This window comes from Maridesulfovibrio spiralis (SeqCode) (assembly GCF_048571135.1).
Classification (GTDB): Bacteria; Desulfobacterota; Desulfovibrionia; order Desulfovibrionales; family Desulfovibrionaceae; genus Maridesulfovibrio; species Maridesulfovibrio spiralis.
In genome coordinates, this window is the sequence record NZ_CP182344.1 from 1,220,342 (window position 1) to 1,239,984 (window position 19,643).

The window sequence follows — 19,643 nt, forward strand, 5'->3', positions numbered from 1 at the left end:
AGGGATACTTATGACTCCAGAAATTCTACTAGTAATGGCAGTGCTGGCTTTCGCGGTGCTGCTTTTCATATTCGAATGGGTGAGGGTCGACGTAGTCGGCATCATCATGATGGTGTTACTGCCCCTGCTCGGGCTTGTTACCCCAAAACAGGCCATCAGCGGTTTAAGCAGTAACGCTGTCGTCTCCATCATTGCTGTTATCATTATCGGAGCCGGACTGGATAAGACCGGCGTAATGAATTCCCTTGCGCGGGTTATCCTTAAGTTTGCCGGGAAGAGCGAAACCCGGATCATGTCACTTATTGCCGGAACCGTAGCGATCATTTCCGGCTTCATGCAGAATATCGGGGCCGCCGCCCTATTCCTGCCCGCGGCAAAACGCATCGGCAACCAGACCGGGGTCCCGGTGGGTCGGCTGCTCATGCCCATGGGGTTCTGCGCCATCATCGGCGGCTGTCTGACCCTTGTCGGCTCCAGCCCGCTTATCCTGCTCAACGACCTCATGGTTGTGGGCGGCAAGCATTACGAGCCGTTCGGAATGTTCGGGGTAACACCCATCGGTCTCTGCCTGCTCGTTGCCGCACTTATCTATTTCATGATTTTAGGACGCTTCATCCTGCCCAGCAAGAATGTTGACGAAACTTCCGGTCCCATGTCGGAGCTGCTTGCCAATACCTACGGCGGCATCGGCTCTCTATATGAGATCCATGTTCCGGAAAGCTGGAACTGTGACCACGACCTCATGAACCTTGAACTGCGGCCTATCTATTTCTCAACCATCGTCGCCATCGCCCGCGAGCGGGGCAAAAACCACAAAATCGCCCCGGATGCCAATGAAGTGATCCTCCCCGGCGACCATCTCGCTGTGGTCGGACCTATCGAATCCGTACAGCGCATGGCTGCCGATTACGGCTGGTCCCTCAAAACGGATCTTGAGACCTTTGCCGAAGAGCTTTCCCCCAATAATGCCGGACTCATGGAAGGTATCATCACCCCCCGCTCCGAGCTTGTAGGCGAAACCCTGCGCACACTGGGCATCCGTAACCGTTTTCAGGTTTCCCCGGTGGCAATATTCAGGGGGGAAAAGCTATTCATCAGCGGTTTGACCGACCTGCGCCTTGAATCCGGTGATGCCCTGCTGCTGCACGGCCGCTGGGAAATGTTCCACATGCTTAAAGACCGCCCGGACTTTGTCTTCACCGAAGAAGTAAAAGGTGAAATCCTGCGCACGGATAAAGCCAAACTGGCCCTCGGCTGGCTGGCGGTTTCCCTGTTCATGATTCTTGGCCTGCACATCCAGCTGTCTATCGCCCTGCTCACCGGAGCACTGGGCATGGTCCTGACCAAAGTCCTGTCCATTGACGAGGCTTACCAGTCTGTCGACTGGATGACCGTCTTCCTGCTCGGCGGCCTGATTCCGCTGGGTATGGCCTTTGAAAACACCGGGGCCGCAAAATACATTGCCGATACCATCATGGCCGCTTTGGGCCATCCTTCGGCCTTGGTGCTGCTGACTGTTATCGGTGCACTGACCTCGTTCTTCACACTGGTTGCTTCAAATGTGGGCGCAACAGTCCTGCTGGTTCCCCTGTCCATGAACATGGCTTTGGGGGCCGGGGTCGATCCGCGTATCGCAGCCCTGACCGTCGCCGTGGCCGCATCCAATACCTTCGTACTGCCAACCCATCAGGTAAACGCCCTGATCATGAGACCCGGCGGGTACAAAACCATCGATTATGTCCGGGCCGGGACCGGCATGACCATCCTTTATATGGCCGTCATGATTTCAGCTCTGACGATACTTTACTAGCACTCCCCCGGAGGGAGGTTCGCCCAGCCACTCCATGAACCTCCCTCCACCTTTGGGAAATACTGCCAATTAAGCCGGGCATACGACAACGATAAAACTGCCGCTCAATATCCGGCCTCGAATCATAATAGGAGACAATGATGCAGCCAACTTTCCTGCAATCACTCGGTAATAACTTTTTGGGCCACGCACCCAAATGGTACAAAAAAATCATTCTGGCATTTCTGATCATCAACCCCATCCTCATGTTCACTGTAGGACCGCAGATCGCGGGCTGGGCACTGATCGCCGAATTCATTTTTACACTGGCAATGGCCCTGAAGTGCTACCCCCTCCCGGCTGGCGGACTGCTGGCTGTTGAGGCGGTAATGCTCGGCATGACTTCTGCGGAGACTGTCTACCATGAAGCAATGAACAACTTTGAAGTTATCCTGCTGCTTATCTTCATGGTTGCGGGTATCTACTTCATGAAGGAATTCCTGCAGTTCACCTTCACCCGCATTCTGGTCCGGGTCCGCTCCAAAGTTGCTATCTCACTGATGTTCTGTTTTGCCGGTGCATTTCTTTCCGCTTTTCTGGATGCGCTGACCGTTACCGCGGTAATTATCGCTGTAGCCTACAGTTTCTACAATATCTACCACCGCTTCGCCTCTGGTAAAACCATGAAGTGCGAACATGATCTCTGCAACGATCAGGCTGTTGTCGAAAAGAACCGTGCTGACCTGAAAGAATTTCGCGCCTTCCTGCGTAACCTGATGATGCACGGCGCTGTCGGAACTGCACTGGGCGGAGTCTGTACGCTGGTCGGAGAACCCCAGAACCTGCTCATCGGCGGGGAAATGGGCTGGCATTTTGTCGACTTCTTTCTGGAAGTCATGCCCGTTTCCATGCCCGTACTTGTCATCGGACTACTGACCTGCATGACTGTGGAGAAATTCCACCTCTTCGGCTACGGCGCAACACTGCCCGGAAACATCCGTTCCCATCTGCTTGAAACTGCGGTGAAAATGGAAGAGAAACAGGGCCAGAACGGAAAAACCAGACTGATCATCCAATGTATTGTCGGTTTATGGCTGGTAGTGGCTCTTGCTTTTCACCTTGCAGCAGTAGGCATCATCGGCCTCTCAGTTATTATCTTTCTGACTTCCATGAACGGCTACATTGAGGAGCACCAACTCGGAAAGGCATTTGAGGAAGCCCTGCCTTTCACCGCACTGCTGGTTGTTTTCTTTTCAATTGTCGGCGTTATTCATGATCAGGAAATATTCCACCCGATCATTGAATTCGTGCTCAGCATGCAGGGGCACACACAGCTCGCCGCATACTACATTGCCAACGGGCTGCTCTCCGCAATTTCGGATAATGTATTTGTGGCCACCGTCTATATATCTGAAACAAAACTCCATTTCATAAATTTGCTGGGAACCCTCCCAGACATAGGCATGAGCGCTCAGGCGCTGATGGAAAAGCTCACCGACCCGCACTTGGCGAGGGTCGATGTTGTCGCCGGAATGCCTCAAGCTACTGCTGCGAAAGCTCTTGAGATTATGCATCACTTCGACAAGCTGGCCGTTGCCATTAACACCGGAACCAACATCCCCAGTGTAGCAACCCCAAACGGTCAGGCAGCTTTCCTCTTTCTCCTGACATCAGCTCTTGCCCCGGTCATAAGGCTCTCTTATGGCCGTATGGTAATGCTGGCGTTACCATACACCATTACCATGTCCCTGACAGGACTGCTGGCAGTCAACTACTTCCTGTAGGCTGCCAAGCCGCATGGATGCGGCACTCCCTTAATCCGGCAGACTCTCCACTGCCGGGTTAGGGGAAAACCGCCGACACAGGGTTTACTCCCAACCCACTATAAAGCTGTCGACTCCCGGCCCCATGATGTTTAAGATGCAGCATGCCCACAGACAAAATATTCCGCCAGGAAAAGGCTCTTTTCAGTGTTGAAGGTATAAATTCCGTTTGGGAAAGAGTACTTGATAAAGCAGTGCAGATCTCACTGCCTAAAGCACACGAGATAGAAGCCAACAACCCGAACTATTTCTTTTTTCTCCTAAAAGGATCAGTCAAATTATCCTGCCTCTCCGAAGGCGGTCAGGAACGCGTGGTCATGCGTATCGGTCCCGGCACTCTTTTCAATGAAGTATCTCACATCCATACTTCCCTGCTGCAAAGCCACAGCCTGCACACGCTGGAAGAAAGTGTTGTAGCCCGCTTCCCTAAATCCATTCTGGAAGACGAAAATTTTTTCCGCCAGCACCCGGAACTGGCCTGCAACATGATCCACTCACTTGGGATCAAAGCCGGAGCCTTCTTTTCCCAGCTTTTTGATTCCGGCCTGCTTGAAGTAAGTACGCGGGTCAGCCGTTCGCTTTACCAACTCTGGCAGGAGAACGGGGAATCCGAATCCTTCTCTCCCGGTTTGACCCAAAGTGAGCTAGCCAGCACTCTCGGTGTTCACCGCAGTTCCTTATGCAGAGTGATCAAAGCATTGCGCCAGCAAGGGGTTATCGGCAAATTCACCAAAACAACCCTTGAGATTCTCGACCCCGAAGCATTGTCACGAGAAGCGGGCGGACTGCTGTTTCAAAATTTAAGCTTGTGATATAGTACGCAAATAGTATTGAACCCGGCCTTTGAATAAAAAAAACCAGCCCAGAAAATTTTAGCTCAATTAAACTTTTGTCTCATATGAGACAGAATTTTTCATCACCCTGCTCCATATGTGAAAAAAAGCGCGAGGCAAAATTAAATTGCTTCGCAAACAATTTTCAAGGAGCAGCACAATGTCCTTTGACAGAAGCAAAATCAAAAACGTGGTATTCATCATGCTGGATACCCTACAATTCAACTATCTTGGATGCTACGGCAACGATACTGTCAAGACTCCCAATCTTGACCGTTTCGCCCGCCAGTCCGTCCTTTTCGAAAACGCATACAGCGAAGGCGTCCCCACTATCCCTGTCCGTCGCGCACTCATGACCGGACGCTTCACCCTGCCTTATGGCGGCTGGCAGCCTCTGGGCGCTGATGACACCACAATCACCGACATACTCTGGGGCCGCAACATGCAGACCGCGCTGATCTACGATACCGCCCCCATGCGACTTGCCAAGTTCGGCTACTCCCGCGGATTTGACTACGTGGATTTCTGCCCCGGTCAGGAACTGGACCACACCACTTTTGAAAACGACCCGCTTGATCCGGCCCTCAAGCCTGAAGACTTCACCTCCGCCACCATGGTCTGGGACGAGAACGGCGAGTATATTGACGATGAAAGCCCGCAGCTTCTGGACGAAATCGGCTGTTTCCTGCGCCAGCAGCAGCACCGCCGCACCGAAGCAGACAGCTACGTTGCCAAAGTCATGAACCGCACTGACAACTGGCTCAAGGAACGCCGCGACAAAAACCGCCCGTTCTTCCTCTGGATTGATTCATTTGATCCCCACGAGCCTTGGGATCCGCCGTCCGTATGGAAAGGTGAGCCCTGCCCCTACGACCCCGAGTACGAAGGTAATCCCATCATGCTCGCCCCTTGGGTTCCGGTGGAAGGCCGCATAACCGAACGCGAATGCGAACACATCCGCGCCCTGTATATGGAAAAAATTACTGACGTTGACCGCTGGGTGGGCCGTACTCTGGACTCCATCCGCGAACAGGGACTCATGGACGAAACAATGGTTGTGGTCATGTCCGACCACGGCCAGCCCATGGGCGAAGCTGAACACGGACACGGCATCATGCGCAAATCCCGTCCCTGGCCTTATGAGGAACTGGTCCACGTACCGCTCATGATGCACATCCCCGGTGTTGAAGGCGGCCAGCGCATTTCCTCCTTTGTGCAGAACGTAGACGTAACCGCCACCATCATGGACGTACTCGACCTGCTCGAAACCGAAGACGGTATCAGCGATCACGGCATGAAGACTTTCGGTGCTGAAGACTATCAGGGTGAAAGCCTGCTGCCCATGATGCAGGGCGAAGTGGACAAAATCCGCGATTACGCCATTGCCGGATATTACGGCATGTCATGGTCCATCATCACCGATGATTACAGCTACGTACACTGGCTGGTCAGCGAAGACGAAAAAAACAACGCCGACTGCGTTGAAGGTGCGGACAAAGTCATGTCCGAAGATATGTGGACCTGCACTGCCGGAGCAAAGATCGAAGTGCCCCAGCACAACGAACTCTACGACCGCCGTAATGACCCTTTCCAGCTGAATAACATTGCCGAAGAGAATCCCGAAAAAGCCGAAGAGCTGCTCCAGAAGCTCAAGCTCGTCATCGGCGAACTGCGCACTTCCTAATTATAAACAAGGGCGGTCCACTATTCCGGGGCCGCCCACGATAATATTTCATTGGAGAAATCATGTTTACCGAACTGACCGATGCAAACTATGCCCAGACCGTTTCCGACACTGAATCCGGTGTGCTCATCTGCTACAAGCAGCAGTGCCCGCACTGCAAAAACATGGAAAAAGTGCTGGAAAAATTCAGCAAAAAAAATCCCGATGTAAGCCTGTTCAAGCTGGACAGCGAAGCCAACCCTGAAGCACTGGCTGACCTTGATTCAGAACGCGCCCCGACCATCTTCGTCATCAAGGGCGGAAAAATGGTCGCCCGCAAAGGCGGCCTGATGAACCCCAAAGAAATGAAGGCCTTCTTTGCTTCTGCATAGCCTTCAATAAAAGCAACGGGAGAGATCATGAGTGAAAGCACAATATACGATATGGTGATTGTCGGTGGCGGCCCCGCCGGAATGACCGCCGGCATCTACGCTGCCCGCGCCGGATTGAAAGCTGTAATCCTTGAAGAAAACATCACCGGCGGGCTGGTAAACTCTACTTACACAGTAGAGAACTTTCCTTCCTACCCCACTATCCACGGCATGGATTTGATGAAAAAAATGCGCGCCCATGTGGACAGCCTTGAAGTTGAGGTTGAAGAGGTTTGCGAAATCGAAAGCATGGAACTTGAAAGTGACCTGAAGACCGTGGAAACAGACGAAGGCACAATCAAAGCCAAAGCAGTCATCATCTGCACCGGCCGTAAGCCCATTCCCCTTGATGTTCCCACCGAATGCGATCAGGTCCACCACTGCGCCATCTGTGACGGAGGTCCTTACAAGGGCAAACGCGTTCTGGTCGTCGGCGGCGGAAACAGTGCTTTTGACGAAAGTCTGTATATGATCACCCTCGGCATTGAACACATAACCCTTGTTGAAGTAATGGACCGTTTCTTTGCCGCACAGGGCACTCAGGACCAACTGCTCGGAACAGGTAAAGTCGATGCCCGCACCGAAACCAAAGTAGTCGATCTCGTTGTTGAAAAGGATGAACTCAAAGCCGCAGTACTGGAAAATGTTTCTACCAATGAACAGGAAACCGTACCTGTTGACGGGGCATTCGTCTTTTTAGGTCAGAATCCCAACAACGAACTTTTTGCCGAGAAAATCAAGCTGTCCAAAAACGGCTACATCATTACCGATGAACACATGACAACCAGCATACCCGGTGTTTTTTCCGCTGGCGATATCAACGATAAAGCCTACCGCCAGATCACCACTGCCATGTCCGACGGAACAATTGCAGCTTTGGCTGCTGAAAGATATATTCGTACATAGGAAGAACCATGACCAACGCAATGCAAACAATAAAAAAATGGGCCATGGCCGCTGCAATCGCCGCCACCGGGGCTTATATCATGAACGATCCGGGCAATCCCAAGATCGCTCTCTACTGGTTTGAAACTATCTTTGCCATCGCCGGATTTGCCTTTGAAATAATGCCCCTGTTCGCAACGGCAGTACTACTGCTTATGGCCTACATTGTCACAGGAATTGCGACCCCGGATCTTGCCTTCGTGGGCTGGACCACTCCCATCCCGTGGGTCTGCATGTGCGGGATGCTCATCGGCGTGCTCATGGAAAAAACCAAGCTTTCCAACCGCATCGCCCTGTTGGCAATAACCCGCATCGGACGCACACCCCTGCGCCTGTATATCGCCATGATTGTTGCCGGTTACGCCGTTGGAGCCATCATCCCGGACGTCATCACCGTAACCATCCTGTTTATGGCTATTGCTTCCGGTATGTGCGCAGCAATGAAATTGGAGAAAGGTTCCAAAGCCGCCACGACCCTGATCATGGCCGCTTTCTTCGGTGCTACGGTCCCGGCTACCAACTATCTGCCCAACAACGTCGGCATTGTCGGATTGCTGATGGTCAAAGACATGGGCGTACCCATCCAGTGGCTGAGCTTCTTTATTGAGAACATTGCCTTCGCCCTGCTTGTTGGTGTTGCATGCGTTGGCATTCTGCACTTCTTCGGTTCGAGGGAACTGGGCAAATACATGGACCAGTGCCTTGAGCATGCCAGCGAAAACCTTTCCGCCATGGGGTCCATCACCCGCGATGAGAAGAAAACACTGATTTTAACAACCTTAGCCCTTGCCGCTTTTGCAACGGAATCACTGCACGGCATTCCCGGATACTACGCATTTTGCGCCGTGGTCCTGCTCGGATTTACTCCACTTTTCGACCTGCTCAAAAAAGAAGATGTGGCACAAGTCCAGTTTTCCATCCTCTTCTTTATTGTGGGCTGCATGGCTATCGGAATTGTTGCCGGAAGCCTTGGCATTCCCGCATGGATGGCAGGAAAGATTGTCCCTTACCTTGAGAATGTCCAGAGTCTGGCCGGTTCCTCTCTGCTGGCATACTGCACCGGGATTCTCGCAAACTTTGCCCTGACACCCGTTGCAGCCGCCACCTCGCTGAGTATCCCGCTGGCTGAGATCGCCACCACCCTCGGCATGGACATCAAGCCTCTGCTCTACAGCTTCTTCTACGGGCTGGACCAGTTCCTCTTCCCTTACGAGCTGGCAGCAGCACTGATCATGTTCGCCACCGGATACGTGCGCATGCGCTACCTGATGCTGATCATGGCTGTCAGGATGCTTTGCGGAGCGGTTGCGGTCTGGATTGTTGCTTCTACATACTGGCAGTGGATTTTCTAACTACATATCCATACTAAAGGCGGGCTGAACCTCGCAGCCCGCCTTTCTCCTCATTCATATATCAATTTTTTATTACTGAAGGCTGCCAAAGCCACTCAGGAGTTTTTCCATGTCCAAATCCCTTCTTCTCGTGGCCCTTGCTGTGGTCCATATCATCTGGGGCGGCGGCTTCATCGTCCTCAAAATGGTGCAGGAATATTTTACGATCGAACAGATTCTGCTTGGCCGGGTATTTTTCGCTTCCATACTGTACCTCATCCTCTGGTCACGCATCCCCAAACCAGCCTACCAAAAAGGCGACTGGAAAATGCTCCTGCTCCTCGCCATGTGTGAACCTTTCCTGCTCTTTACCTTTGAGACTCTGGGATTACAGTACACCTCAGCTTCACAGGGCGGGATGATCGTAGCCTGTGTTCCCATGACCGTGGCCATCGGTGCTTATGTTGTTTACAAGGAAAAAATCAGCCGCCGTTGTATGGCCGGGATACTCTGCGCAGTTGCAGGGGTCGGAATAGTCTCCGCCTTCGGGGAAGCAAATGAACACGGCAGCAATCCGCTGCTGGGCAACTTTTTCATTTTCTGTGCTGTACTTTCGGCTACCTGCTATGCCCTGACAGTAAAACATCTCGCAGCCCGCTACCATTTTATGTACCTCTCCGCCATTCAGGTCTTCGGGGCCACCATCCTCTTCCTGCCCGGGGCAATCATGTCTCCTATGCCGGAAAATATGAACTGGCAGGCCTTCGCCGCGTTGGTGTATCTAGGTCTGGGAATCACCTTTCTGGTCTACTTTGTCATCAACTACGCACTGACCCAAATCAAAGCCGCACATGTTATCCTCTTCTCCAACCTCATACCTGTGGCGACCCTTGTTCTGGCCTTTATTGTCCTTGGCGAAACTCTCACTCCTGTACAATATGCAGGAGCAGCCCTCGTCCTGGCAGGGATGTTTTTAGCCGGATCGCCGGATTCAGTGGAAAACAACTAAATAAAAATGGCCTGCCGATACCAAATCAGCAGGCCATCCCAATACGATATTCTGAATTATACGTTCCACCAATCATCAGGTATCTTTCAAGTCTGCAACAGCTTCAGCCAGATGTTCATGCCAGATGTTTCGGAAATCCTGATGCTCCAAAGAACCTTTAAATACCGGCAGGACTTCGCACCCCAAACCCAAAAGAATATTCTTCCATGAATGCTCCCCCTCACCAAATAAGTCTACCTGAACATGATGACCGGGGACGCACATGAAAGGAACAAGGTGAACCTTGCGGATTCCCCTGTTCAGAAAATGGGTTCCCAGTTCCGCAGGACCGGACTTGTCCATAAGTGTACCTACAAGCACATCAGGAAGGGATCGTGAAAGCAAGCCTTCCAGTGCCATATAGGCGGTATGCTCTTTATGGTAAGTTCCATGCCCGATAAGAACTACCCCTTCATCCTCCTTTCGATCCGGCGGCAGATAACCGGACACAGCCAGCACTGTCTGTTCAAGATCATCCATCTTATATAGCATAGGGACTCCCATGGTCACCCGGCTGAGTCCCTTGCGGGGATGACACATGGACCGGGCCTGCTGCTTCACCCAATCATATTCAACTCCGGGCAGGGTATGCAGTGACTGCACTGCAACATGGCTGAACCCGTCATCAATCATCTGCGAAAGAGCTTCGGCAACGGAAAAAGCAGCAAGACCGCGACTGCGCAATTTCCTACGGATACGGTTGGCGGTAAAAGCCCAACGGACATCCATATTCGGATATTTTTCCCGGACTTCATCCTCAAACCTCTTATAGAGATGATGGGTATCAGGTAAAGCACAGCCGAAAGCGGTCAGCAGAATTCCTTGCTTACCCTCCAAAGGTCCGGGCGAATAATCATATGAATGACTATGATCACCGTGGTGGTGATCACAATGGTCGTGGCCATGGCTGTGGCAGTTATGCGTGCATTCTCCAACGGTGTTCTTTTCTGAATCAATATGCATAAATACTCTCATTTTATAGTCTTATATCCAAACAGTCCAAAGTAGCCCTGTCTGAAGCTTTATCTTTGTAAATTGGAGGCGATCAACAGTTGGTTCAAGCAATTCTGTGCACCATTCTACAGCGTACCGATCTTTCCGGTTCAACCTCAATTAATCCGGAAACACCCTTTGTGCATTGCGGTTCGCAATAGTTGCAGCACCCTGCAAAAGGACAGCCTTCTTCCGCCCCCTGACGGTTTTCAAGATCAACAGAATAATTTTTAAACGGCAGTTCTGCGCAGTTATCGTCGGCAAGGAGCAACTTCGTATACGGATGAAGGGGGTTCGCAAAAACATCCTCAGCCGGTCCGGTCTCCACAAACAGACCGCCCAACATGACGGCAACATCATGGGCAACCGCCCTGACCGAACCCAGATCATGGGAGATATAAAGATACGATACCCCGCTATCACTCTGGAAGGATTGCAATAGGCTAAGGATCTGTGCCTGAATGGAACGATCCAGCGCTGAGACGGGTTCATCGGCAATGACAAGCGCCGGGGAAAGGCACATGGCCCTTGCGATTCCGATGCGCTGCCGCTGTCCGCCAGACATCTCGTGCGGATGGCGGTGCAGCAGGTCCGGTACCAGCCCGACCATGGAAAGCAGCTCGGGGAGCCGCTCCTCGGCTTCACTCCGGGACAGGCCGTGCAGTAATAGCGGTTCCAGTAGTAGGTCACGGGTACTGAAATTAGGGTTAAGCGAGCCGTCCGCATCCTGAAAAACCACCTGCATATTTTTGCGCAGACCCTTTTTCTCCCAGCGGGCAAGACTTCTGCCCTTGAATGAAATTGAGCCGGAGTCGGGCTTAAGCAGACCTGCGGCCATACGGGCCAGAGTGGTTTTGCCGCACCCGGATTCCCCCACAACCGCAAGGGTTCTACCCGGCGCAATTTTCAAGGAAACATCTCTTACCGCTTTGTTCTCCCGCCTAAAGAAAAAGCCCGACAGATAACTCTTGCTCAGTCCCGCAATCTCAATCACTGATGGTTGTGGCAACGTACCCCTCCATTGAATTCCGGCACAACGGAAACGCATTGTTCACATGAACAGCCGCATCTGGGCTGAAACCTGCAACCACATGGCAGATCGGTCAGGGCCGGGGGATTCCCCGGTATGGGTTCAGGTCTTTTTCCGCCCATGGAGCGACGCAGTGCTGATGCGTAGGGATGCTTCGGGCAGTCCAGAACCTGATCGGCAGGACCAATCTCAAGAATCTGCCCGGCATACATAACTGCAGCTGTCTCGCAAAGGTTGCGGGCGGCTTCCCAGTCATGGGTGATGCACAATAGAGCGGCTCCGGTCTCATCCAGACAATCCCGCAACAGATTCAGGATACTGCGCCGAACAGTGGGATCAAGGGCTGTGGTCGGTTCGTCGGCCACCAGCAGAGCCGGGTCTTTAGCCAGAGCCATGGAAATCATCACCCGCTGGCGCATTCCGCCTGACAATTGATGTGGAAACTGCCAATACCTCTTTCGGGCTTCGGGTATGCGAGCCAGATCAAAAAGCCGCAGCGCTCTGCTTATCGCATCCCGCCTGCTGCATCCCCGACTGAGCCTGACCGCTTCGGCCACCTGCCAGCCTACGGGGAAAAGCGGGTTAAGATAGGCCGAGGGCTGTTCAAAAATCATCCCCATCCCCTGCCGCCTGACCCGGCGCATTTCTTTTTCCGGGAACTGCAGCAAATCTGCGCCCTGAAACATAACATTACCGCTCAGCTTAGCCCCGGGCGGAAGCAAACGCAGCAGAGACAAGGCCAGAATTGTCTTTCCGCAACCAGACTCACCCACAAGGCAGGCCTTCTCCCCGCTGCCGAGACGGAAACTTACCTCATCCACTGCACGGACAATTCCGTCCAAAGAGTCAAAATGGACTTTCAGGTTGCTGACCTGAAGCAGCGGCCTGTCTTCTTGGTGCATTTTATTCATACATTTATCCTCAAGAGACAGTTTGCAATTTACGCCAGTCTGAAAGGTTGCTGCGGGGATCAAGCATATCCCGCAAGCCTTCTCCAAGCAGGGTAAAAGCCAGCACACTGACCGAAATTGCCGCCATGGCAGATAGAGATATGTGAGGGGCGGTCTCGATCACCGGAAGCCCCTTGATAAGCATGGTCCCCCACTCCGGGGTGGGAGGCTGTACCCCGAGGCCGAGAAACCCCAATCCCGCAATATGGATAACCTTGCCGCCTATACCAAGGGTGGAAATGGTGACCACCGAAGGCAGAACTCCGGGAAGGATGCAGTAGCGGAGTATATAAAGCGGACCTGCCCCCACTGCCCGGCTGGCTTCCACATATCCGCACTCACGCAGGGTAAGGGCTTTGGAACGCACCACTCTGGCATATTTAGGCCACCCCGGAAGCCCCAGAGCAATGATCAGGCTGGTTGTGCCCGGTCCCATTATACTGATTGCGATAAGAGCCATTACAAATCCGGGGAAGGCAAAAAAACAGTCGGTAACGCGCATAAGCAAAGCATCCAGAGGCCGGAAATACGCGGCACACATGCCTAGAAGAGTCCCGACCACAGCGGCCATGGCCGTGATGGAAACAGCCAACCCAAGGGAAGGTCGCAGCCCATGCACAATACGACTGGCCACACAGCGTCCAAGCTTGTCCGCACCTAGGGGGAACCGGGCACTTGGCCCCTCCAGCCTGTGGGCAAGGTGCTGCTTGTCCGGGTTGTGGGGAGCAATTTCGGGAGCAAAAAGCGCACAGAGCATAAGCCCCAGACAAAGAATCATCCCGGTCAGCATGCCGGGTGTGAACCGATTATCCAGCATGGCTGATTCCCTCCTGAATTCTCGGGTCCAGCCATGCCTGAACTACATCCACGGCAAGATTAATGAATACGTAAATACAGGCAATGACCAGCACGCACCCCTGAACGACATATATGTCCCGGGCCTTGACCGCCTCTACCAGCAGACTGCCCAATCCGGGCCAGAGAAATATTGATTCAACCACCACAGCTCCGCCGAACAGATAGCCCATCTGCGCTCCCAGATAGGTCAGTACCGGCGGCAAGGCGTTTTTCATGGCATGCAGCCCGGCAACACGGCATTCACCCATACCCTTGGAACGGGCGGTGATGATATACTTTTCCTCAAGAGCCTGAACCATGCATGTTCGCATCAGCCGGGTTGTGATCCCGGAGCTGGACAGGGCCAGAGTCAGAGCCGGAAGGATCAGGTTGGCAAACGATCCGTAACCGGCAACAGGCAGCAAATCCAACTGCACTGAAAAAATCAGAAAAAGCATGATAGCAACACAGAAATCAGGGACAGAGACAACTGCCAATGATCCGGCCATGGCTGCTTTATCCACCCACGACCCGGGCAGGGACGCGGAAAGGGCGCCGCAGGGAAGGACAATGAACAGCGCCAAAAGGATTGCAGTGCCCGCCAGCAGCGCGGAAGGAATCAGAGCCTGCCTTATCTCTGAAACAACACTCTGCCCCGTCTGGTAAGAACGGCCAAGATCACCGCCAACCGTTCTTTTTAGCCAACGCCAGTACTGAACATGGAGCGGGCGGTCCAAACCCATTTCCCTTTCCAATTCCAGAATGGCAGCCTTGGGCGGTGTTTCCGATTCAGTCAAAGAGCGCAGCGCGATCTCAGCCGGGTTACCCGGACTCAATACCAGAGACAGAAAAGCCGCAACGCTGACCCCGAACATAACCGGAGCCAGCGATGCGATTCTTTTTATTATGAACAAAAACACGACTATCTATTCAAAGTGACGGTTTCCAAATGATAGCTGCTTTCCGTGGGATGCATGGTGTACCCTTCAACATCCTTGGCCACCGCGTCCACATTGACATAATAATTGAGGTACATCATGGGAACCTCCTCCATAAGCAGGGTCTGCACTTGATCATAGATAGCCTTGCGCTCAGACTGTTTGAAAACTTTACGGCCCTCAAAGAGCAATTCGTCAACCTTGGCGTTGCTGAAACGGTATGCGCCCCAACCGCTATCCTTGGCTGTGTTGACGGAATAGTAGTCCTTCATGAGGTTGTAATCCGGGTCGGGAACAAAGAGCAATCCGCGTCCCACGAGAAACATGTCGAAATCACCCTTGCTGCGCAGAGCCTGCGCTGCGTCCACCTGAGTCACCACCAGCTCCACATCAAAGCCGACCTCACGCAACTGGGCCTGCATGACTTCCGCGGTGGGCGGCAGTGCCGCTCGTTCGGGATAGGTTACCAGCTTGACCTTAAGCGGTTTGCCGTTCTTTTCCCTGATTCCGTCACCGTCAGCATCCTTCCAGCCGGCCTGTTCCAAAAGTTTCTTTGCTCCGGCCTGATCAAAATGGAAGCCCTTGATCTTGTCATTTGCCCAGTAAATCATCGGCGGATAAAGGGTCGTAGCGGAATCACCCATTCCTTCCAGTACATAACGCACAAGATCATCACGATTTACGGCCATATTAGCGGCCTTGCGAACCTGCAGATCGGAGAAAGGCCCTTCAGCCATGTTCAGGGCAACCATGCGGCAACGCCCGATAGGTGTGCGGAAGACTTGATATTTATCAGACTTTTGCAGAGAAGCGACAGCATCCGGGGGCAGGATCATCGCGATATCCAGTTCACCGGCTCTGAGCAGCCCAAGACGGGTGATGGCATTGGGAACTCCCCTGTAGACCACCTTGGATACCTTGGCTTTTTCGCCCCAGTAAATGGGGTTACGCTTAACCACAACATGATCTTTTACTTTCCAGCTCTCGAATGCGAAAGGCCCGGTTCCCACCGGATTGACCACTTCCCCGGAAGAATCAAAAGATGAAGGTGCTAAAGGCGAGGTTTCGCCCATGCTCAGATATGCCCCCAACGGCGCAAAAGGCTCAGAGGTGGTCAAAACCAGAGTCCGGTCATCAGGGGCAGTGATGGACTTCAAAGGCACAGCTTTGAACAGGGAACCTTTACTCTGCAAACGCTCCAGACAGGATTTGATTGCTCCGGCTTTAAGCGCAGTCCCATCATGGAATTTTACTCCTTTTCGGATGGTAAAAGTCCAAGTTGTTTTGTCAGGCGAAACAGTCCAGGACTCGGCCAGCCCCGGCTTCAACTCAAGATCCTGCCCGACTTCGATCAGACTCTCAGTAACCCCCAGTCTTTTAAAAACATACCCGGTTTTCTGAATATCCAGAGTCTTGGGGCCCCATGGACCGGCAACATTCAATACCTTTTCAGCAGCTAAAACAGCCGATCCCAGTCCGGCAACCAGACACAGGCTCAGTAGAAATATTTTAAGAGACAGGCGACAGTTCAGTAACATGAATCCTCCAGCTTGATTAATTTGTTGACACGCTAATTAAAAAAGTGACATGCATCAAGCATAAAATAGAATAAAGACATCGCTTAACGCGACACAGATTACAAAAATAAATAAAAGGAGCTGTTGATGAATCTGCAGAAAACTGCATCATGGAAAGAAGTCTGGAGTCTCCAAATGGAGGATATGGCCGCCCGCAGCAACACTGACTACTGGAACAGGAGAGCTGAAGATTACAATGATTTCATCACATCTAGCAGATTCGGATATGGCGAGAAGATGTGCGACATTCTAACCGCCGAAGAAATAATCAATGCCGATTCATCCGTTCTTGAGATCGCTTCAGGAGTGGGAGCCGTAACACTTCCCTTTGCCCGTCGCACAAAAGAAGTAATAGCAGTAGAACCGGCCCAATCCATGGCGAAACTGCTCGAAGAAAATGCTGCTTCCGTGGGGATCAAAAACATCAAACCTGAAATTATGGATTTTGATTCTTTCGCCGCGAAAGCTCAGGACAATAGCTACGATCTTGTCTTCCTCTGCCACGCGGCCTGGCAGTTCCCGGACATCGAAAAACTGATCAGCGAGATGAGCAGAATCTCACGCGGCTTTTGCTGCCTAGCCGACACTATGGGAATGGGCGATGCCGAGAATCATCAGATGCAACGTAAACTGGGGATCAAAGCCCCTGAACTGGACCGCTCCCTATATCTATATAACATCCTAAATGAACTGGGCAGACCGGCGGACATCTCCAACGTCAATTACACCATGCGCCGTTCCACGGATTCGGCGAGATCCATGTGGACAAATCTCGTTTCAAAGTACCGCACGGTCTCAACCGAAGACAGAGAACTCATTGAGCAGCACGTGACCACCCAGAGCAACTCCGGATTTTACGAAGTCCCGGCTGTCATGTCCTTGATGTGGTGGAGGTCCTAATGAATAAGAAGGTAGATATTACAGAGCAAGAAGTGGATGAGAGGCAAAGCGCAAAATATTGGGAAAACCTCTGGGCCGAACGCTGGGATACCCGCGAAACAATGTATGTGGGCAATGCCCATCTAAACTACTGGCAGGACAGAGCAGAAGATTTTTCCGTGGGCCGCAAGGCCTGCGATTATGATTTCGGTCGCAGCATACTCTCTGCCCTCAACCGTAAACTGCCAGAACAGGCCGAAGTTCTGGACGTGGGCTGCGGACCGGGCAGCATACTAGTACCTATGGGACAGGCCGGACACCGGATAACCGCAGTGGAGCCAGCCGGAAAAATGGTTGAGCAGATGCGGAGCAATACGGAATCCGCCGGGGTTGATAAATATGAAGTCATCCAAAAAATCTGGCAGGAGGTGGATACTGAAAGCCTGAAAGGGCAGTTCGATCTGGCCCTTTCCGCCATCACCATGTGGATGTTCCGCGACCTGCGACCGCAGCTGGAGCGGCTGGAATCGGTCTCCCGCCACCTCTGCTGCATTGTGGGAGGAGCTGGTGCAGAGACAAGCGGACACAGCGATGGCTTGTGGAATTCTATAATGGGAGATGTTCCGCAGCCGGGCTATTCAGAATTTCCCCTTGCCTACAATCTTCTCTATGCGATGGGTCGCCAGCCGGAAGTCCGCATTGTTGATTATTCCACCCAAAGGTCAGCCGAAAGCAAAATACAGCAGCAGAAACTTTTCTATGCAAAATACACAGAACTTACCCCGCAAAAGGAAGCACTGATTGAGCAGAATGTCATGTCCTCCGTGCAGGACGGAATTGTCCGTGAAAACTGCAAGGCATCCGTCGTTTTCTGGAAAAGCAGATAAGAATTAATTCCAGACATAACTCGCGTAATAGTTACTTGGCCCTACCACACTCTAAAACAGATAGATAAAAAACAAGGGTCACACTCATAAGAGTGTGACCCTTTGATATTCATGGAGACAACGATAGGAATTGAACCGACGGCCTGCGGGTTACGAATTGTCCGGCGGAAAATCATATTTTAGCCGGGAACGCCTACAATCCCTTGATTCATGAGACCTACTGCTATTTCAGACCATTTTCAAAGCTGCCGATAACTACCGAATTTTGTACGCAGATTTGCGGACAATTTGCGAACAGAAACGTAACCTAAAAATCCTTCAGATAAGTACGCATCTTCTTACCTTTCTTCGCCCGGATAGGTTCTGCACGGACAACGTCGAAGGAGACATGTGCCAGACCGTTCTGGCCCATTACTCCGGAGATTGCCTCACGAATCTGACGGTCAACATCGTCTGCAACATTTCCATCCAGATACTTAATGCGAGCTGTTAAAGCTTCCGGTCCGGTCTGGACAAACTGATAGATGGAGATGCCCGGGATATCAACAATGGCATTATAAAATGCAATCGGGGTGAAACGGACGAAACCATTATCAGTGCTGAATTCCGGCAGATCGTCTGTGCGGCCCAGAATATCTACATAGGGAAAGGGCAAACCGCATGAACACTGATCTTCATGCACGATAACACTGTCATCAACCCTGTAGCGGATAATCGGCTGGACTCCGTTGGTCAGGTTGGTGACCAGCATGGCGGCGGACATTTCCCCGGCCGGGACAGGATTTCCTTCCTTATCTATCGGCTCGACAATAATCCAATCGGTGTTGAGATGCATGTGGCCGTGGGGGCAGAGGATAGCGACCTCACCGCCCTCTGTACTGCAAAAGACGTTGCCCACGGGGCACTTCAATTCCGTCTCAATCACTTCACGCACCTCATCAGTAAGCTGCTCGGCGGAGCAAAGGATGGCCTTGGGTGAAATATTAAGCCGCCCTTCTTTCTGTTCCCCGGCGAGAATATGCATAACCGAAGGATATCCGGTGATAACTTCCGGCTGGAATTCATTCAGCTTACGAACCATTTCCGCCACCGGCTCATCAATCTCAAGCAGCAGCATGGTCCCGGTGATACCTTCGGCTTCAAGCATTTTGCGCCGCCCTTCAAAAGCCATAAAAGCGGCATGGAATCCGCCGCCCGCAAGCACACTTGCAAAACGCACTTCCTTCTCCATCATGCCCGGAAAATTTTTAAACTGCTCACTTTCAAAGAGCCGGACCTGTAAAATGGAACCGTTAATTGCCACATGGCGGGGGTCCCGCAGCATACGCAGCGGCTCTCCGGTGGTGCCGGAAGTGGTGGAGACACTGTATCGACCCATGAAAGGAATGCCCAGATTATCCAGATCGCCAATGTAGGCCTGAAGCTCTTCCTCTGAAAAATCAGGGTCACAGACCAGTTTTTGCATGTTGGCGGTCAGCTCCTGCTTGGTCATGACCGGAAGGTCTTCCAGAGCCGGATTCTCTGGCAGATGCTTATATTTTTCACGATAAAGAGCAGAATTTTCGCGGGCATGGGCGACAAGCTCACGCAAGCGTTCTGCCTGCAATGCGGGGATATCATCCCGTGTAAGGCTATTTGCTTCCCGTACCAGATTCAGGGCTTCTTCCCGTGTGATGGATTTCATATGTT

At 52.3% G+C, this 19,643-nt stretch carries 17 protein-coding genes; 10 read left to right on the forward strand and 7 right to left on the reverse strand.

Going from position 1 to position 19,643, the window contains the following annotated elements:
- Positions 1-10 precede the first annotated feature (10 nt).
- The 8 genes from ACNI29_RS05485 (at position 11) to ACNI29_RS05520 (ending at position 9,824) form a co-directional block, all read left to right on the forward strand.
- Positions 11-1,810 (forward strand): SLC13 family permease, encoded by a 1,800-nt coding sequence (locus tag ACNI29_RS05485; RefSeq protein WP_419781192.1) that lies wholly within the window; start codon positions 11-13, stop codon positions 1,808-1,810.
- Positions 1,811-1,950: 140 nt separating this feature from the next.
- Positions 1,951-3,573: a sodium/proton antiporter NhaB gene (gene nhaB / locus ACNI29_RS05490; protein WP_419781193.1), complete on the forward strand. Its 1,623-nt coding sequence runs from the start codon at positions 1,951-1,953 to the stop codon at positions 3,571-3,573.
- A gap of 143 nt (positions 3,574-3,716) precedes the next feature.
- A complete protein-coding gene (locus ACNI29_RS05495) occupies positions 3,717-4,424 on the forward strand; it encodes a Crp/Fnr family transcriptional regulator (RefSeq protein ID WP_419781194.1) in 708 nt (235 codons plus the stop codon).
- A 181-nt stretch (positions 4,425-4,605) separates the two neighbouring features.
- Positions 4,606-6,129, forward strand: coding sequence for a sulfatase family protein (locus ACNI29_RS05500; RefSeq protein ID WP_419781195.1), 1,524 nt, complete (start codon positions 4,606-4,608; stop codon positions 6,127-6,129).
- A gap of 62 nt (positions 6,130-6,191) precedes the next feature.
- Positions 6,192-6,500: a thioredoxin family protein gene (locus ACNI29_RS05505; RefSeq protein WP_419781196.1), complete on the forward strand. Its 309-nt coding sequence runs from the start codon at positions 6,192-6,194 to the stop codon at positions 6,498-6,500.
- 27 nt (positions 6,501-6,527) lie between these two features.
- On the forward strand, positions 6,528-7,445 hold the full coding sequence (locus ACNI29_RS05510) for an NAD(P)/FAD-dependent oxidoreductase (RefSeq protein ID WP_419781197.1): 918 nt from the start codon (positions 6,528-6,530) through the stop codon (positions 7,443-7,445).
- A gap of 8 nt (positions 7,446-7,453) precedes the next feature.
- Positions 7,454-8,836, forward strand: a complete 1,383-nt coding sequence (locus tag ACNI29_RS05515; RefSeq protein WP_419781198.1) for an SLC13 family permease — start codon at positions 7,454-7,456, stop codon at positions 8,834-8,836.
- A gap of 109 nt (positions 8,837-8,945) precedes the next feature.
- Positions 8,946-9,824, forward strand: a complete 879-nt coding sequence (locus ACNI29_RS05520) for a DMT family transporter (protein WP_419781199.1) — start codon at positions 8,946-8,948, stop codon at positions 9,822-9,824.
- Between the two features lie 75 nt (positions 9,825-9,899).
- Here ACNI29_RS05520 and ACNI29_RS05525 read toward each other — a convergent pair whose 3' ends face one another.
- From ACNI29_RS05525 to ACNI29_RS05550, 6 genes are all read right to left on the reverse strand, one after another.
- On the reverse strand, positions 9,900-10,826 hold the full coding sequence (locus ACNI29_RS05525; RefSeq protein WP_419781200.1) for a sirohydrochlorin cobaltochelatase: 927 nt from the start codon (positions 10,824-10,826) through the stop codon (positions 9,900-9,902).
- Between the two features lie 94 nt (positions 10,827-10,920).
- The gene (locus tag ACNI29_RS05530) at positions 10,921-11,766 is read right to left on the reverse strand and encodes an ABC transporter ATP-binding protein (RefSeq protein WP_419781201.1); all 846 of its coding nucleotides are present in this window, start codon (positions 11,764-11,766) and stop codon (positions 10,921-10,923) included.
- An 80-nt stretch (positions 11,767-11,846) separates the two neighbouring features.
- Complete coding sequence (locus tag ACNI29_RS05535; protein WP_419781202.1) at positions 11,847-12,797, reverse strand: ABC transporter ATP-binding protein; 951 nt, start codon at positions 12,795-12,797, stop codon at positions 11,847-11,849.
- Positions 12,798-12,807: 10 nt separating this feature from the next.
- Positions 12,808-13,653 carry an ABC transporter permease gene (locus ACNI29_RS05540; protein WP_419781203.1) on the reverse strand — a complete coding sequence of 282 codons (846 nt, stop codon included), beginning with the start codon at positions 13,651-13,653 and terminating at the stop codon, positions 12,808-12,810.
- A complete protein-coding gene (locus ACNI29_RS05545; protein WP_419781204.1) occupies positions 13,643-14,587 on the reverse strand; it encodes an ABC transporter permease in 945 nt (314 codons plus the stop codon). The genes ACNI29_RS05540 and ACNI29_RS05545 overlap by 11 nt, the downstream gene beginning before the upstream one ends.
- An 8-nt stretch (positions 14,588-14,595) precedes the next feature.
- A complete protein-coding gene (locus ACNI29_RS05550; RefSeq protein ID WP_419781205.1) occupies positions 14,596-16,149 on the reverse strand; it encodes an ABC transporter substrate-binding protein in 1,554 nt (517 codons plus the stop codon).
- A 126-nt stretch (positions 16,150-16,275) separates the two neighbouring features.
- Here ACNI29_RS05550 and ACNI29_RS05555 point away from each other — a divergent pair, with 126 nt between their 5' ends.
- Together ACNI29_RS05555 and ACNI29_RS05560 are read left to right on the forward strand one after the other, a co-directional pair.
- Entirely contained in the window at positions 16,276-17,088 is an 813-nt protein-coding gene (locus ACNI29_RS05555) for a class I SAM-dependent methyltransferase (protein ID WP_419781206.1), read from the forward strand.
- The gene (locus ACNI29_RS05560; RefSeq protein WP_419781207.1) at positions 17,088-17,954 is read left to right on the forward strand and encodes a class I SAM-dependent methyltransferase; all 867 of its coding nucleotides are present in this window, start codon (positions 17,088-17,090) and stop codon (positions 17,952-17,954) included. Before ACNI29_RS05555 ends, ACNI29_RS05560 begins: the two co-directional genes overlap by 1 nt.
- A 307-nt stretch (positions 17,955-18,261) precedes the next feature.
- On the opposite strand, the gene ACNI29_RS05565 is transcribed toward ACNI29_RS05560, so the two are convergent.
- Positions 18,262-19,638, reverse strand: coding sequence for a phenylacetate--CoA ligase family protein (locus tag ACNI29_RS05565; protein WP_419781208.1), 1,377 nt, complete (start codon positions 19,636-19,638; stop codon positions 18,262-18,264).
- Positions 19,639-19,643 lie beyond the last annotated feature (5 nt).